At 71.4% G+C, this 14,905-nt stretch carries 16 protein-coding genes; 9 read left to right on the forward strand and 7 right to left on the reverse strand.

Features of this window, described 5'->3' with window-relative positions; all coding sequences use genetic code 11:
* Positions 1-40: 40 nt before the first annotated feature.
* The 3 genes from EXE58_RS04580 to cysS are packed head-to-tail and all read right to left on the reverse strand — an operon-like array spanning position 41 to position 3,895.
* Positions 41-1,516, reverse strand: a complete 1,476-nt coding sequence (locus tag EXE58_RS04580; protein WP_244242422.1) for a metallophosphoesterase family protein — start codon at positions 1,514-1,516, stop codon at positions 41-43.
* A 19-nt stretch (positions 1,517-1,535) separates the two neighbouring features.
* Positions 1,536-2,486 carry a 23S rRNA (guanosine(2251)-2'-O)-methyltransferase RlmB gene (gene rlmB, locus EXE58_RS04585; protein WP_135266780.1) on the reverse strand — a complete coding sequence of 317 codons (951 nt, stop codon included), beginning with the start codon at positions 2,484-2,486 and terminating at the stop codon, positions 1,536-1,538.
* On the reverse strand, positions 2,486-3,895 hold the full coding sequence (gene cysS, locus EXE58_RS04590) for a cysteine--tRNA ligase (RefSeq protein ID WP_135266781.1): 1,410 nt from the start codon (positions 3,893-3,895) through the stop codon (positions 2,486-2,488). The genes rlmB and cysS overlap by 1 nt, the downstream gene beginning before the upstream one ends.
* 111 nt (positions 3,896-4,006) lie before the next feature.
* On the opposite strand from cysS, the gene EXE58_RS04595 reads away from it, so the two are divergent.
* Together EXE58_RS04595 and EXE58_RS04600 are read left to right on the forward strand one after the other, a co-directional pair.
* Entirely contained in the window at positions 4,007-5,212 is a 1,206-nt protein-coding gene (locus EXE58_RS04595) for a C39 family peptidase (RefSeq protein ID WP_135266782.1), read from the forward strand.
* 138 nt (positions 5,213-5,350) lie between these two features.
* Positions 5,351-6,166, forward strand: coding sequence for an alpha/beta fold hydrolase (locus tag EXE58_RS04600; protein WP_135266783.1), 816 nt, complete (start codon positions 5,351-5,353; stop codon positions 6,164-6,166).
* 24 nt (positions 6,167-6,190) lie between these two features.
* Here EXE58_RS04600 and EXE58_RS04605 read toward each other — a convergent pair whose 3' ends face one another.
* A complete protein-coding gene (locus EXE58_RS04605; protein ID WP_135266784.1) occupies positions 6,191-7,708 on the reverse strand; it encodes a molybdopterin-dependent oxidoreductase in 1,518 nt (505 codons plus the stop codon).
* A gap of 26 nt (positions 7,709-7,734) precedes the next feature.
* On the opposite strand from EXE58_RS04605, the gene ispF reads away from it, so the two are divergent.
* The gene (ispF, locus tag EXE58_RS04610) at positions 7,735-8,229 is read left to right on the forward strand and encodes a 2-C-methyl-D-erythritol 2,4-cyclodiphosphate synthase (protein WP_208544221.1); all 495 of its coding nucleotides are present in this window, start codon (positions 7,735-7,737) and stop codon (positions 8,227-8,229) included.
* Positions 8,230-8,255: 26 nt separating this feature from the next.
* Positions 8,256-8,951, forward strand: a complete 696-nt coding sequence (locus EXE58_RS04615) for an IspD/TarI family cytidylyltransferase (RefSeq protein ID WP_135266786.1) — start codon at positions 8,256-8,258, stop codon at positions 8,949-8,951.
* Here EXE58_RS04615 and EXE58_RS04620 read toward each other — a convergent pair.
* Both EXE58_RS04620 and EXE58_RS04625 read right to left on the reverse strand, forming a co-directional pair.
* Positions 8,938-9,444, reverse strand: a complete 507-nt coding sequence (locus tag EXE58_RS04620; RefSeq protein WP_244242423.1) for a 2-C-methyl-D-erythritol 4-phosphate cytidylyltransferase — start codon at positions 9,442-9,444, stop codon at positions 8,938-8,940. The genes EXE58_RS04615 and EXE58_RS04620 overlap by 14 nt on opposite strands.
* 92 nt (positions 9,445-9,536) lie before the next feature.
* Complete coding sequence (locus tag EXE58_RS04625) at positions 9,537-10,022, reverse strand: CarD family transcriptional regulator (protein ID WP_135266788.1); 486 nt, start codon at positions 10,020-10,022, stop codon at positions 9,537-9,539.
* A 191-nt stretch (positions 10,023-10,213) separates the two neighbouring features.
* On the opposite strand from EXE58_RS04625, the gene EXE58_RS04630 reads away from it, so the two are divergent.
* The 3 genes from EXE58_RS04630 (at position 10,214) to EXE58_RS04640 (ending at position 12,262) form a co-directional block, all read left to right on the forward strand.
* Positions 10,214-10,951 (forward strand): UbiA family prenyltransferase, encoded by a 738-nt coding sequence (locus tag EXE58_RS04630; protein WP_135266789.1) that lies wholly within the window; start codon positions 10,214-10,216, stop codon positions 10,949-10,951.
* A gap of 79 nt (positions 10,952-11,030) precedes the next feature.
* Positions 11,031-11,522 carry a hypothetical protein gene (locus EXE58_RS04635; protein WP_135266790.1) on the forward strand — a complete coding sequence of 164 codons (492 nt, stop codon included), beginning with the start codon at positions 11,031-11,033 and terminating at the stop codon, positions 11,520-11,522.
* Positions 11,519-12,262, forward strand: coding sequence for a phosphoglyceromutase (locus EXE58_RS04640; RefSeq protein WP_135266791.1), 744 nt, complete (start codon positions 11,519-11,521; stop codon positions 12,260-12,262). The genes EXE58_RS04635 and EXE58_RS04640 overlap by 4 nt, the downstream gene beginning before the upstream one ends.
* A gap of 6 nt (positions 12,263-12,268) precedes the next feature.
* On the opposite strand, the gene phoU is transcribed toward EXE58_RS04640, so the two are convergent.
* Complete coding sequence (gene phoU, locus EXE58_RS04645; protein ID WP_135266792.1) at positions 12,269-12,919, reverse strand: phosphate signaling complex protein PhoU; 651 nt, start codon at positions 12,917-12,919, stop codon at positions 12,269-12,271.
* Positions 12,920-13,048: 129 nt separating this feature from the next.
* Here phoU and EXE58_RS04650 point away from each other — a divergent pair, with 129 nt between their 5' ends.
* Positions 13,049-14,215, forward strand: coding sequence for a sensor histidine kinase (locus tag EXE58_RS04650; protein ID WP_135269425.1), 1,167 nt, complete (start codon positions 13,049-13,051; stop codon positions 14,213-14,215).
* Complete coding sequence (locus EXE58_RS04655) at positions 14,212-14,892, forward strand: response regulator transcription factor (RefSeq protein WP_135266793.1); 681 nt, start codon at positions 14,212-14,214, stop codon at positions 14,890-14,892. The genes EXE58_RS04650 and EXE58_RS04655 overlap by 4 nt, the downstream gene beginning before the upstream one ends.
* The last annotated feature ends 13 nt before the right edge of the window (positions 14,893-14,905 follow it).

Below are 14,905 nucleotides of genomic sequence, written 5' to 3' on the forward strand. Positions count from 1 at the left end.
CCACCGCTGTCAACGACCTGGCGGTGGCCGTTCCCGCGGATCACTCCAGCACGAGCGGCAGGTAGTCGCTGACGACGAACCGCCCGTCGGTGCGCAGGCGCACCCACTGGATACCGGCCGGTCGGTCGTCGCGGTAGGTGACCAACGAGATCGAGGCGTCGCGGCGGGGCTTGCTGCCGACGGCGATGGCGTACGCCGCACCGCCGGTGGTGCCGTTGATGAAGGTGTAACCCACCTCGCCGTCGGGGCCGACGACCGGGTCGGGCCCTGACTGCACGTGGGTGTGGCCGCCGACCACGAGGTCCACGCAACCACGGTCCAGCGCCTCGCTCGCGATGTTGGTGTCATGGACGAGCAGGGTCGAGATCCGGTCCTCGGCGTCACATGCCTGGTCCGCAAGCCGTTGCTCCACCTCGGCGAAGGTCAGGCCCGTCTGGTCGCGCCAGTCCCCCAGCCCGCTGCTGCGTGGGTCGTGGACGCCCAGCACCGGACCCAGTCCGTCGACGTCGGCGGTCTCTCCGTCCAGCATCGTCCAGCCGAGGTCGGCGAGGTAGTCGACGACGAACGGACCGTGGTCGTGGTTGCCCGCGACACCGATGCGTTCGTAGTCGTCGAAGCTGCGGTTCAGCGAGTCGAGGCTGAAGGCCTCCCAAGGCTCTCCGGTCGAGGTGTCGTCACCCGCGTCCAGGACGACGCTCGCGCCGCCGGCGTCGCCGATCGCGCGAGCGACCCGGTCCATGCCGATGTTGTCGTGCCGATCGCTCACGAGGAGCGCGACCGTCTCGTCCTCCTCCGGCTGGCGAAGGTCGAGGTCAGCTGCGTCCGCCTCGGCCTCGTCGTAGAAGTCCTTGCTCTTCTCGTAGGTGTCCAAGGCGCTCTGGAGCAGCCGCTTGGTACCGAGCGTGGTCGGGCTGTTGCGGATCTCGACCGCGTCGGCCCCGTCCGGAAGGGAGAAGCCCGACAGGAACGCGTCGAGCGGCACCCAGCCGCGTTGCTGCTCCTGGGTGTCCTCACCTCTCTCCCAGGGCTGCCACAGCAGCATCGGCAGGAGTGCGAGCATCGTGAAGCCGATCAGGCCGCGCCGGGTGCGCAGCCCGCGGAAGAGCTCGCCGCGACGGTGCGGCCCGAGCAGGAGCCACACCGCGACGGGTACGAGCGCGAGCGCAGTGGCGCGGATCCCGGCGGTGAGCGCCATGTCGCGCACCACGGCCTCGATCTTCGCGAGCTGGGCCGTCGGGTCGCTGGCGATGAAGGCGTACCGCTGGATGAGCTCCTCGGGAGAGTTGGCCTCGGTCTTCCCGAGCGTGATGTCGACCCCGACGGCGTTGCCGGTCGAGAGCCTGAAGTCCGGGAGGAGCGGTCCGGTGTGGACGACCGCCGCTCCCCCGAGGGTCGGGCGGACCTCGGCGTCGTGGCTGGCGAGGACCACGGTGCGGCTCCCACCCAGGAACAGCCACAGGAAAGCAGCCAGGAACACTGCGAGCGCGACGACGACCAGCGCGGTGCTGGTCAGCACGCGCCAGGAGCGGCTCGTGTCAGGCGCGGGCTTGCGCGATCGCATAGAGCGCCACCGACGCCGCCACACCGGCGTTGAGCGACTCGAGCTGGTTGCCCATGGGGATCGAGACGAGCTGGTCGCAGGTCTCGGACACGAGCCTGCCCAGCCCCTTGCCCTCGGACCCGACGACCACCACGAGCGGCCCGTCGGCCAGGTCGAGGTCGGGCAGGCTCACCTCGCCGTCGGCAGCCAGGCCGACCACCATGCAGCCCGCCTCCTGGTAGGCCTTGAGCTGGCGGGTGAGGTTGACCGCCTGCGCGATGGGGATCCGGGCCGCGGCGCCGGCGCTGGTCTTCCACGCGGCCGCCGTCATGCCGGCGGCACGACGCTCCGGGATGAGGACGCCGTGGGCGCCGAACCCGGACGCCGAGCGGATGACCGCACCGAGGTTGCGCGGGTCGGTCACCGAGTCGAGCGCGACGATCAGGGCCGGCTCGCCCAGCTCGGCAGCCCGGTCGAGCAGGTCGTCGGGGTGGGCGTAGTCGAAGGACGGCAGCCGGGCGGCGAGCCCCTGGTGCACCGCGCCCCCGGTCATCCGGTCGAGCTCGTTGCGGGTGACCTCGAGCAGGGAGTGCCCCTGCTCGGCGGCCAGCTTGAACGCCTCACGCAGCCGGCCGTCGCGCTCCGCGCCCTCCGCGACGTAGACGCCGGTGATGGGGATGCCGGCCCTCAGCGCCTCGACGACGGAGTTGCGGCCGGCGACCCACTCGGCCTCGGTCGACTTCGTGACCCGCCGCTTGGGCCGGGTCTCCGCAGAACGCTCGGCGCGCTTGGCGGCCTTGTGGGCCTGGTGGTAGGGCCGGTCCTTGGCCTTGGGTGTCGGGCCGCGGCCCTCGAGCCCTCGGCGTACGCGACCGCCGGACCCGGCGGTGGGGTTGCCCTTGCCGGACTTCTTGATCGCGCCCTTGCGCTGCGAATTACCAGCCATCACACACTCCCCTGCTCGATCGACCACCGCGGACCAGCCGGGGTGTCCTCGATCTCGATGCCGGCCGCCTTGATGCGGTCGCGGATGGCGTCTGCCCGTGCCCAGTCCTTGGTCTCGCGGGCCGCCTGGCGGTCCTCCAGGAGGCCGGCGACCAGGGCGTCGACGACGGCGGTGAGCTCGTCGCTGCCCGACCCGGCGTCGCCCCACGCGGGGTCGGCGGGGTTGAGCCCGAGGACGTCGAGCATGGCCACGACCTGTCCGAACTGGGCCGCCACGTCCGTCCCGTCGGCGAGGAGCCGGTTGCCCTCGCGGACGACGTCGTGGATCACCGCCACGGCGGCAGCCGTGCCGAGGTCGTCATCCATCGCCTGGACGAAGGCGTCCGGGAGGGAGGCGAACCACTCGGCGACGTGTCCGGCAGCGCGGTCGAGGAACGACTCGATGCGCTGGAAGGCCTTCGCCGCCTCGTCGAGCGCCTCGAAGGAGAACTCCACGTGGGACCGGTAGTGGGCGCTGACCATGTAGTAGCGCAGCTCGATGCCGCGGACGCGCTCCAGCACCGAGGGGACGAGGAGGGAGTTGCCGAGCGACTTGCTCATCTTCTCGCCGGCCGTGGTGATCCACGCGTTGTGGAGCCAGTAGGACGCGAAGGGCCGTCCGGCCGCGCGCGACTGGGCCTGCTCGTTCTCGTGGTGCGGGAAGCGCAGGTCGACGCCTCCGCCGTGGATGTCGAAGGCCGCGCCGAGGTACTTGCCGGCCATGGCGGAGCACTCGATGTGCCAGCCGGGACGACCACGACCCCATGGCGAGGGCCACGACGCGGTGGCCGGCTCGGTCGCCTTGTGCCCCTTCCACAGGGCGAAGTCTCGGGGATCGCGCTTGCCGCGCGGGTCAGCGTCGCCGGCGGGCTCCATGTCCTCGACGCGCTGCCTGGTCAGCTCGCCGTAGGACGACCACGAGCGGACGTCGAAGTAGACGTCGCCGCTGCCGTCCTCGGCGGCGTAGGCGTGGCCGCGCGAGATCAGCTCCTCGATGAGCTCGACGATCTCCGGGACGTGCCCGGTGGCGCCCGGCTCGTAGGTCGGGGGCAGGACGTTGATCGCCGCAAGGGACTTGTCGAGCTCGCGGTGCATGCGTTGGGCCAGGGCGTACCAGTGGACTCCCTGGTCTGCAGCCTTGGTCAGGATCTTGTCGTCGATGTCGGTGACGTTGCGGATGAGGTCGACGTCGTAGCCGCTGGCCTCGAGCCAGCGACGCAGCACGTCGAAGTTGACGGCCGAGCGCACGTGCCCGACGTGCGGCTCCGACTGGACCGTCAGCCCGCAGACGTAGATGCCGGCCTTCCCCTCCTCGAGGGGCACGAAGTCACGGACTTCGCGGGTCGCGGTGTCGTGGAGGCGCAGGGTCACCCGGCAAGTCTAGGGGCGCGGGGACGGCGCACCCGATTCCCCGCTGCACGGCACCGACCCCGATTGTGTGACTACTGTGACGGATGGGACTTTGCGGGTTATCGTCCTTCGGTGGTACGACGACTTCTCCCCGCCCTGGTCCTGGCCCTCACCGCCGCGCCCCTCGTGCAGGTCGCCCCGACGGCGGCGGCCACGCAGGCGACGGACGGACGCCGTGCCGCTTCGCAGGTGCAGCTGGCCTCGTGGTCGACCTACGGCGACTTCAAGGCAGGCAAGCGCCGAGGCGCCAAGGCCTCCCAGGGCGCGCTGTGGATCAAGACGCCTCGACCCGCCCAGGTCGCAGGACGCACGTGGGACTCGGCGCGCTGGACCTCGCCCTGGGCCGAGACCGGCTTCCCCGCCACCTCGGTGATCCCCAGCTGGGAGGCCACCACCCCCGGACGGAGCATGGTCCGGATCGAGGTGCGCGGACGCGCCGCCGACGGCGCGATCGGCAGCTGGGACACGGTCGCCGACTGGTCCACCCGCAACAGCCCGACGATGCGCACCACCCACTCCGGCCAGGCCGACGACCTCGGCCGCGTCAGCGTCGACACCTGGATGGCCACGACCCCGGTCACCGCCTGGCAGGTCCGGGCGACACTCCTGCGCAAGCCGGGCAAGGCCCACGCAGTCAGCATCCAGCGGATCGGTGGCGTGGCCAGCACGACCGGTCCCGCGGGCGCCACCTCGCTCCCGGGCCCGGGGGTCGGCACGGTCCTGGACGTGCCGTCGTACTCCCAGATGGCGCACGAGGGGCACTACCCGCAGTGGGGCGGCGGCGGTGAGGCGTGGTGCTCGGCGGCGTCGACCGCGATGGTCCTGGGCTACTACGGCCTGCTGCCCGAGCCCCGCGGGATCACCGCCGGGCACGTCGACGCCGTCGTCGACCACACCGCGAAGAAGGTCTTCGACCACGGCTACGACGGCACCGGCAACTGGGCCTTCAACACCGCCTACGCGGCCACGCTCGTCGCCGGCGACTCCTACGTCACCCGGCTGCGCGACCTGCGCGAGGCCGAGGACCACATCGCAGCCGGCGTCCCGCTGGTCGTGTCGGTCGCGTTCGGCCGCAACCAGCTCAGCGGCGCGCCCATCTCGGCCAGCAACGGCCACCTCCTCGTGGTCGTCGGCTTCGAGGCCGACGGCGACGTGGTCGTCAACGACCCGGCCGGTGCGACGAACGGCGAGGTCAGGCGGGTCTACGACCGCGCCCAGTTCGAGCGCCTGTGGCTCACCGCCTCCGGCGGCACTGCCTACGTGATCCGCAACAGCTGAGGTCTCCACACGGCCTGCCCGACTGATGGGCGGCACGAGAGCCCCCGGTCGCTTGACAGTAGCGTGCGATGTGTCAAACAGTTCGACACCTCACCGATGCCCGCACGTCACGACAGACCGATTCCCGGAGGTTCGGCCATGCCGCTCTCACAGCTCGTCCTCGACCGGAAGGGCGCCGGCGAGACCGTGGTCCTGATCCACGGGATCGGGCATCGCCGCCAGGCGTGGTACCCGATCTTCGACCGGCTCAGCGAGCGCTACGACGTCATCGCCGTCGACCTCGCAGGCTTCGGCGACTCCCCTCCCTACGCCCCCGGGATCCCCTATGACATGGAGAACGCCTGCCGCGACCTCACCGCGAACTTCGCCGAGTGGGGCATCGAGCGCCCGCACGTCGTGGGCAACTCGCTCGGCGGCGCGATCGCTCTCGAGCTTGCCTCACGCGGCCTGGTCTCCTCGGTCACTGCCCTGAGCCCGGCAGGCTTCTTCCGGCGCTTCGACTTCCTCCGCGCCCTCGCGATCCTGGGCTTCCTGCGGCTCACCAGCCAGGCTCCCGACGCCGTCCTCCGCGCGGTGGCGAGGTCGTCGTGGGGCCGCCGGCTCATCGGCTTCACGCTCTTCGCCCACCCCGAGCGTCACGACTTCGACGCGGTCTACGGCGACGCACAGGCCCTCAAGCACTGCCGCGCGTTCGCCGGTGTCGCGCGCGCCGGCGCCCGCTACGAGTTCGACCGGACGGTCGAGGTGCCCACCACGATCGCCTGGGGGACGGCCGACCGGATCCTGCCCTACGTCCAGTCCGGGATCGCGGCGTCACGCCTCCCCGGTGCCGTGCACGTGCCGCTCGTGGGCGCCGGGCACGTGCCGATGGTGGACGCCCCGGACCGCATCATCGAGCTGATCGACCAGACCGTCGCTCGGGCTCAGGAGGGCGAGCTGACGACCTCGGCCTGACTGCCGCGCCGCCGTCCGTCGCCGTCACGTGGCTGTGAACTCGACCGTGTGCCACCCGGTGGCGCCGTCGGGTACGACGTCCTGGCGCACGCCGGTCTGCGTCTCACCGTCCGCACCGATCGCCCGGACACGCACGCCGTGGTCCCCGGCCGGCACGTCCAGGGTGAGCGCCCACTGGACCCAGGTGTCGACCGACGGCACCTCCGCCAGCTCCGCGCGCTCCCAGGACCGACCGTCGAGGGAGACCTCCACGCCGTCGATCCCGGTGTGCTGGTGCCACGCCACACCGCCGAACGTCACCTGCCCCGCCGGCACGTCCGCTCCCGACCGGGGCACGTCGATGCGGGAGGCGATCTTGGCCGGTCCCTGCTCGGCCCACCCCTTGACGGTCCAGAAGGTGTCCACGTCGGCGAAGCGCGTCACCTCGAAGTCGACGACCCACTTGGTCGCGGAGACGTAGCCGTAGAGACCGGGCACGATCGAGCGCACCGGGAAGCCGTGCTCGATCGGCAGCGGTCGGCCGTTCATCGCCACCGCCAGCATCGCGTCGCGGTCGTCGGTCAGTGCGGCCAGCGGCGTCGCGCAGTCCCAGCCGTCGTGGGACGTCTGCCGGACGCAGTCCGCCCCTTCTCGCACACCCGCCTCGGCCAGCAGGTCGGCGATGCGGACCCCGCTCCAGCGGGCGTTGCCGACGAGGTCCCCACCCACCGGGTTGCTCACGCAGCTCAGCGTCACCCACGACTCGGTCAGCTTGCGTGAGACGAGCTCGTCGAAGCCGATGACGAGCTCCCGGTCGACGAGCCCGTGGATGCGCAGCGACCACTCGGCAGGCTCGATCGTGGGCACCGAGATCGCGGTGTCGATGCGGTAGAAGTCGTCGTTGGGGGTCTGCCACGGACTGACCCCGCGCACACCGATCGTCGCGGAAGCGGGGCTGGGACGACGCGTCACGCCGTCGATGCGGAGCAGTCGACGACTGGTCTCGACGTGCCGTCGGGCCGAGCCGACCACGCGGCCGCCGATGGCGATGCCGGTGCCGGCGACCGCGACCGCACCCGCCACCAGGAGGAACACGCGGCGCTCACGCGACTCCAGGTCGGGCCGCCGGACGGCACGTCGCAACGGGTCAGTCAGCGCCGACTGGAGCGTGATCCACGTGATGAGCCCGGCCGCCACGGGCAGCACCTCGGCGGGCCCGGCACCTCGCTGGAGCAGGACCGCGACGAGCCCCACGCCGGCCAGGACGAACCAGAGGATCACCGGCTTCCACCAGGAGCCGCGCGCGAGCAGTCCCGCCCACGCGAAGGCACCGAGCAGGAGGGCGAGCATCCCGATGACCAGCACCGGCTTGTCGGCGCTGCCCAGCAGGTCGATCGCCCGCTCGGTCACGGACCCGGGGGCGTGGCGGACCACCAGGTCGGCGACGGCGACGAAGGGCGACGCACGGATGGTGAGCACCATCGCCGCGGCGTAGCTGGTCGCCAGGCCCGCGAGGCCGGCCACGATGCCCGCGGCGACCCAGGGCATTCGGCTGGTGCTCACCACGCCATTGTGGCCGACCCGGCATGATGCCGGATGTGACCACCCCGCGCATCGGCATCGGCACCGACGTCCACCGGCTCGTGGCGGGCGTGCCGCTGCACCTCGCCGGCCTCGCCTGGCCCGACGCGCCTCGCGGCCTGGAGGGGCATTCCGACGCCGACGTCGCGGCGCACGCCGCCTGTGACGCCCTTCTCTCCGCTGCCGGGCTCGGCGACCTGGGCAGCAACTTCGGCACCTCCGAGCCGGAGTGGGCCGGGGCCTCGGGCGCCACCTTGCTGGCCGAGACCACGCGCAGGGTTCGCGAGGCTGGGTTCGACATCGGCAACGTCGCCATCCAGGTGATCGGGAACGAGCCCCGGCTCGGCCCACGGCGCGCGGAGGCCGAGGCCGCCCTGTCGCAGGCTGCGGGGGCGCCGGTCACGGTGTCGGCCACGACGACCGACGGTCTCGGTCTCACCGGTCGCGGCGAAGGGGTGGCCGCGGTCGCCACCGCCCTGCTGACAACCTCCTCCGCCGGCTGAGCCGTCTGCCTCCTACGCTCTCGCCCATGTCCACAGCCGTCGTCATCGTCGCCGCCGGGTCGGGCACGCGCGTGGGCGCAGGAGTCAACAAGGTGCTCCTCCCCCTGCTCGACCGGGCTGTCCTCGCCTGGTCGGTGCGTGACGCGCTCGCGGTCGCCGACCTGCACGCCGTCGTGGTCGTCGTACGCCCCCAGGACCGGCCCGCGGTCGCCGAGGCGCTGACTCCGCACCTCGGCGAGGCAGAGGTCCTGCTCGTCGACGGAGGAGCCACCCGTCACCAGTCGGAGTGGGCCGCCCTGCGGCTCCTGGCACCGGCGATCGAGGCAGGAGACGTCGACCTGGTGGCGATCCACGACGGCGCCAGGCCACTGGCTGGGGTGGCGCTCTTCGAGTCCGCGCTGGCTGCTGCCCGTGACCACGGTGGTGCCATCCCCGTCCTTCCGGTCCGCGACGTCGTCACGACCGGGTCGGCAGCCGTCGAGGGTGAGCTCGGCGCCGTGCAGACACCGCAGGCCTTCCGTGCCGCCGACGTCCTCGCCGCCCATCGCGAGGCGGCCGCGACCGGGTTCGAGGGCACCGACACCGCAGCGGTGCTCGAGCACTGGGCAGCGCGCACCGGCACCGACGTCTCCGTGGTGGCGGTGCATGGCAGCGCGACCAACCTGAAGATCACCTTCGCCGAGGACGTGGCCGTGGCCGAGCGACTGCTCAGCCAGCGGTGAGGGCAGCCAGCAGCGTGATGTCGTCGGCGGAACCGACACGGCGGGCAGTCGCGGGGGCCTCCACCTGGACCACGAGGTGCGAGCGCGCCAGGTCGATGACCGCTGCGACGAGATCGGGGCCCGGGGCGGTAGGCAGGGCTGCGACCACGGAGGGCGGCAGCACCACCGGTGAGGCGACCGAGCGCAGCCGGTCGCGGTCGACGGTCTCGCCGACCAGTCCGTGACTGACGACCTTGACGGTGTCGGTCACCGGCCGCGTCGCGACCACGACGGCGTCCTCGGCCAGCGACCGTTGCACGCACGCGACGATGAAGTCGGGCGGCGTCATGGGGCAGAGGGAGTCGTGGAGCACGACGGGGTCACCCGTTTCGGCGGCCGTCCCGGCCAGGGCTTCCCACTCGACGGAGGCGTCGAGCAGCGTCGCACCCGCCTCGCCCAGGGCCCAGGCAGCACACGCCACCAGCGCCTCCCCGTGGATGAGCGCGTAGGGCAAGGACCCGCGCCCGGCATCCAGAACGAGACCGAGGCCCCTGGGAGCTTCTTCCCAAGGGCCTCGGTCTGCGTGGTTCTCGGTCAAGCCGTCGCTCAGGACGCCAGGACCTCGTCGAGGATGGCCTCGGCCTTGTCCTCGTTGGTCTTCTCGGCCAGCGCGAGCTCGGAGACCAGGATCTGGCGCGCCTTGGCCAGCATCCGCTTCTCGCCCGCGGACAGGCCTCGGTCGCGCTCACGGCGCCACAGGTCGCGCACGACCTCGGCCACCTTGTTGACGTCGCCGGAGTGGAGCTTCTCGAGGTTGGCCTTGTAGCGACGCGACCAGTTGGTGGGCTCCTCCACCTGCGCGGCACGAAGGATGTCGAAGACCTTGTCGAGTCCGTCCTTGTCGACGACGTCGCGGACGCCGACCAGGTCGAGGTTGCAGGCCGGGACGCGCACGACCAGGTCCTGCTGGGCGACGATCCTCAGAACGAGGTACTGACGGTCCTCCCCCTTGATCTTCCGCATCTCGATGTCCTCGATGACTGCGGCCCCGTGATTGGGATAGACAACCGTTTCGCCGACGGTGAAAGTCATGTGTTCAGTTCCCTTTCCTAGGTGACCATTCTAACACGGGTTCGAAAGCACTCCATCCGCGTTTGTGCAGGTCAGGAGGCACATGCTGGCTTGACAGGAGGGTCGTCCATGTGGTGGCGAGGGGGACGACACCAGCGGCCGCACGTGTCGAAGAGCCGCTCGACGGGCGCCGGTGTGGCGATACTGCTCGCATGGCGAGGACCCTGGAGCACGGCGAGCGACCCCGGGTCCGCACGTGGACGCCACTCGCCTGGTTGGGTACGACGCACCCGCGACAGGCGGTGTCCACCGCGCTCGGCCTGGCGCTCGCCGCCGCCCTCTCCGGACGACCACTGCGCGAGGTGGGCCTGGTGGCCCTGACGGTGCTCGTCGGCCAGGTCATGCTGGGATGGGCCGACGACCTGGCGGACCGTTCGCGTGACGCGCGTAGGTCGCCCGACACCAAGCCGGTGGCCACGGGACGGATCGAGCCGGGATCGGTCTGGTTCGCCTTCACCGTGGCGCTGCTGGTCGTCGTACCCCTCTCCGTGGCGCACGGACCCCGGGCCGCAGGGGCCTACCTGGCCTCGCTCGTGCTGGCACTCGTGGGAGACCGGTTTCTCCACGCGACGGCGCTCTCGCCGCTGCCGTGGATGGCGAGCTTCGCGCTCTATCCCGCGTTCCTCGCCTACGGCGGGTGGGGCGGCGTGGGCGAGACCAGCGCACCGACCCTCGCGATGACCGTGCTGGCCGCCCTGCTCGGGCTGGGGGTGCACGTGCTTCGGGCGCTGCCGGGCCTGGTCGACGACCACGCGGAGGGCGAGCGCTCCCTGCCGCTGCGGCTGGCGCTGCGCTGGGGCACGCCACGCCTCCTCCTCGTGGCGGGCCTCTTCACCGCCCTCGTCGTGGCCGGAATGCTGATCGTGGGCCGCACGCTCGGGCTGACCTGAGCCGACGCTAGGCTGTGTGCCGCACGGGACCGGTGGAGTCGCGTGCGCCGACTCACCCGACCTGCGAAGGCCAGGAAACATGCAGCTCCGACGCACCCTTGCGACCATCACCGCGGTCCTCGCGCTGGCCGCACCCCTCACCTCGTGCGGCTTCGACTACGCCACGGCGCGTGAGTACACCCCCGCCGCAGGCGCCAACAACCGCGACGGCGACGTCGACGTCCTCTCCGCGGTCATCGTCTCGGGCCAGGAGGGATCGGGCACGTTCGTCGCCTCGCTGTCCAACAACCTGCTCGAGGACGACGAGACCAGGACCCTCACCTCGATCACCGGCGAGACCGATGACGTCACGGTCGCCGAGTTCGAGCCCGTCCGGATAGAGCCGGGCGCCCTCGTCAACCTGGCCGACCCCGCCGCCGGCATCACCGTCGAGGGCGACTTCGAGTCCGGTGACTTCGTCACGCTCACCCTGGCCTTCGACTCCGGCGAGCGTGCCGAGCTCAACGTGCCCACGGTTCCCAACGACACCGGGGTCTGGGAGGGCCTCGACGTCAGCGGAGGCTCCGCATGAGCCGCACCCTGGTCCTCCTGCGTCACGGCGAGAGCGAGTGGAACGCCAAGAACCTCTTCACCGGCTGGGTCGACGTGGCGCTGACCGAGAAGGGTCGCGCCGAGGCCGTGCGCGGTGGCGAGCTGCTCCGCGAGGCCGGGCTCCTGCCCGACGTCGTCCACACCTCCCTGCAGCGCAGGGCCATCAACACCGCCTGCCTCGCCCTCGACGCCGCTGACCGGCACTGGATCCCGGTGAAGCGCTCCTGGCGCCTCAACGAGCGCCACTACGGCGCACTCCAGGGCAAGGACAAGGCGCAGGTGCGCGACGAGTACGGCGAGGAGCAGTTCATGCTCTGGCGCCGCTCCTTCGACACCCCGCCCCCGCCGCTGGCCGACGACTCCGAGTGGTCGCAGACCGAGGACCCGCGCTACGCGGACCTGGGCGACGACCTGCCGCGCACCGAGTGCCTCAAGGACGTCATCGCCCGGTTCCTCCCCTACTGGGACAGCGAGATCGTGCCCGACCTGGAGGCCGGACACACCGTCCTCGTGGCCGCCCACGGCAACAGCCTGCGCGCCCTGGTCAAGCACCTCGACCAGATCAGCGACGACGACATCGCGGGGCTCAACATCCCCACCGGGATGCCGCTGCTCTACGAGCTCGACGAGTCGATGCGACCCACCGTCAAGGGCGGTCGCTACCTCGACCCCGAGGCTGCCGCAGCGGCCGCGGCAGCCGTCGCCAACCAGGGGCGCTGACGCACCTCACCCCCGCTGGGGCTGCTCCCCGGTGACGACGAACACGACCCGGTTGGCGACCGACACCGCGTGGTCGGCGATGCGCTCGTAGTAGCGACCCAGCAGGGCGATGTCCACGGCCGCCTCCACCCCGTGGTTCCAGTCGTCACTGAGGAGCTCGGCAAAGCTGCGGCGGCGCAGCTGGTCCATGACCTCGTCGTCACGGCCCAGCTCGATGGCAGCCTCGACGTCGCGCCGGGAGATGATCGACTTCACGCGGCGCACCATGTCCTCGGCCACCTCTGCCATCTTGACGATGGTGCCGAGGACGGAGTCGGGCACTGCGATGTTGGGCACCCGGAGGCGGGCGATCTTGGCGACGTGCACCGACAGGTCGCCCATCCGCTCCAGCTCGCTCACCATGCGCAGTGCGGAGACCACGGTCCGGAGGTCGCCCGCAACGGGCTGCTGGAGCGAGAGCAGCGCGAAGGCGTTGTCCTCGACACGCTCGCGGTTGGCGTCGATCACGGCGTCGGCACTGATCACCGCCTCGGCGATCGACGCGTCGCCGGTGAGCAGCGACTCCGTCGCCTGGTGGACGGCGACCTCCACCTGGCCGCAGATCTCGGCAAGGTCGGTGAAGATCGCATCGAGCTGGTCGTGGAATGCCTCGCGCATGCAGCGACCCTACGGTCGCCAGGTGACCAGATCGCCGTCCTGGGTGAACGCCACGTGAACAGTGGGCGAGGACGCTCCTCGCGGGGACGACCCGACGGTTCCGCTGCGTACGATTGCCGCGTGGACCTGATGACCCAGAGCGCTCTCGCCGCGCTCGTGGGGGCGGTCGTCGCCGGCGCCGCGTTGCTGGCCTGGTGGATCAGCGAGCGGCAGCGCAGCCGGATCCCCCAGTCGGTCGAGCCTCCGGTGCCCCCCGGTGTCGCCGCGGTCCTGAGCGTGCTGCGCTCGAGCGCGGTCGTGGTCGACGAGCACGAGCGCGTCCTCAAGGCCTCGGCTCCCGCCTACGCCCTCGGCCTGGTCCGCGGCCAGGAGCTGCTCGTCCAGGAGCTCCGCACGCTCGTGAGCGACGTACGCCGTGACGGCCAGATCCGCGAGTGCGAGCTCGAGCTGCGGGGCAACGACCCGGCGGCGGCACGAACGGTCAGCGCCCGGGTGGCGCCCCTCGGATCGCGCCTGGTCCTGTGCCTGGTCGAGGACCGGACCCGGGAGAAGCGCGTGGAGGCCGTGCGACGCGACTTCGTCGCCAACGTCAGCCACGAGCTCAAGACCCCCGTCGGCGCGATCCGCCTGCTGGCGGAGGCCGTCGACGACGCGTCCGACGATCCCGAGGCCGTCCAGCGGTTCGCCTCCAGGATGCTCACCGAGAGTGACCGGCTGACCCACCTGGTGCAGCAGATCATCGAGCTGTCGCGGCTCCAGGCCCACGACCCCCTCGAGACCCCGGTCATGGTCGAGCTCGATGCGGTCGTCGCCACTGCCGTCGACACGAGCGCCATGGAGGCAGCAGCGAAGTCGATCGAGGTCGTGACCAACGGCGAAGCCGGCCTGCAGGTCTTCGGCTCCTCCGAGCAGATCGGTGCCGCAGTGAGCAACCTGGTCGCCAACGCCGTGGCCTACTCCTCCGAGGGCTCCAGGGTCGTGGTCACGACCAAGGCTGTGGGCGAGCAGGTGCAGGTCTCGGTCCTCGACCAGGGCATCGGGATCCCGGCGGTCGAGATCGACCGGATCTTCGAGCGGTTCTACCGGGTCGATCCCGCTCGCCACCGCTCGACAGGAGGCACCGGGCTCGGGCTCTCCATCGTCAAGCACGTCGCCGCGACGCACGGCGGAGACGTCAGCGTCTGGTCCGTCGAGGGCCAGGGCTCCACGTTCACCCTCACCCTTCCCCGAGGCGGCCACGCCTCCTCCCGGATCGCAGGGCCGCAGCCGACCCACAAGCAGGAGGTAGACAAGTGACCCGGGTTCTCGTCGTCGAGGATGAGGAGAGCTACAGCGACGCCCTCGCCTACATGCTCCGCAAGGAGGGCTACGAGGTGGCCATCGCGGCCGACGGCCACGCCGCGCTCGCCGAGTTCGAGCGCCACGGCGCCGACATCGTGCTGCTCGACCTGATGCTGCCCGGGTTGCCCGGCACGGAGGTCTGCCGCGCCATCCGCCAGACCTCCAGCGTCCCGGTGATCATGGTCAGCGCCAAGGACGACGAGGTCGACAAGGTGGTCGGGCTCGAGCTCGGCGCCGACGACTACGTCACCAAGCCCTACTCGCCGCGAGAGCTCGTCGCCCGCATCCGTGCCGTGCTCCGTCGCGGCGCCGCGGAGGCATCCCTGGACGATGACGTCCTCGAGGCAGGGCCGGTCCGCATGGATGTCGAGCGCCACGTCGTGACGGTCTCGGGAGTCGAGCAGCGGCTGCCCCTGAAGGAGTTCGAGCTGCTCGAGATGTTCCTGCGCAACCCGGGGCGCGTGCTGACACGCGGCCAGCTGATCGACCGGGTGTGGGGGTCCGACTACGTGGGCGACACCAAGACCCTCGACGTGCACGTGAAGCGCCTGCGGGCCAAGCTCGAGCCCGAGCCGAGCACTCCGGTCCACCTGGTGACCGTGCGGGGCCTGGGCTACAAGCTCGACCTCTGAGTCCGGGGCTCAG

The organism is Nocardioides seonyuensis, from assembly GCF_004683965.1.
In the GTDB taxonomy this organism is placed as follows: Bacteria; Actinomycetota; Actinomycetes; order Propionibacteriales; family Nocardioidaceae; genus Nocardioides; species Nocardioides seonyuensis.

Bases quoted from the DNA above. Each gene is read 5' to 3' on its own strand.
- rlmB (WP_135266780.1), bottom strand. From the start codon at position 2,486: ATGGCTGGTAATTCGCAGCGCAAGGGCGCGATCAAGAAGTCCGGCAAG.
- EXE58_RS04600 (WP_135266783.1), top strand. From the start codon at position 5,351: ATGCCGCTCTCACAGCTCGTCCTCGACCGGAAGGGCGCCGGCGAGACC.
- ispF (WP_208544221.1), top strand. From the start codon at position 7,735: ATGCCGGATGTGACCACCCCGCGCATCGGCATCGGCACCGACGTCCAC.
- EXE58_RS04615 (WP_135266786.1), top strand. From the start codon at position 8,256: ATGTCCACAGCCGTCGTCATCGTCGCCGCCGGGTCGGGCACGCGCGTG.
- EXE58_RS04625 (WP_135266788.1), bottom strand. From the start codon at position 10,022: ATGACTTTCACCGTCGGCGAAACGGTTGTCTATCCCAATCACGGGGCC.
- EXE58_RS04630 (WP_135266789.1), top strand. From the start codon at position 10,214: ATGGCGAGGACCCTGGAGCACGGCGAGCGACCCCGGGTCCGCACGTGG.
- EXE58_RS04635 (WP_135266790.1), top strand. From the start codon at position 11,031: ATGCAGCTCCGACGCACCCTTGCGACCATCACCGCGGTCCTCGCGCTG.
- EXE58_RS04640 (WP_135266791.1), top strand. From the start codon at position 11,519: ATGAGCCGCACCCTGGTCCTCCTGCGTCACGGCGAGAGCGAGTGGAAC.
- phoU (WP_135266792.1), bottom strand. From the start codon at position 12,919: ATGCGCGAGGCATTCCACGACCAGCTCGATGCGATCTTCACCGACCTT.
- EXE58_RS04650 (WP_135269425.1), top strand. From the start codon at position 13,049: ATGACCCAGAGCGCTCTCGCCGCGCTCGTGGGGGCGGTCGTCGCCGGC.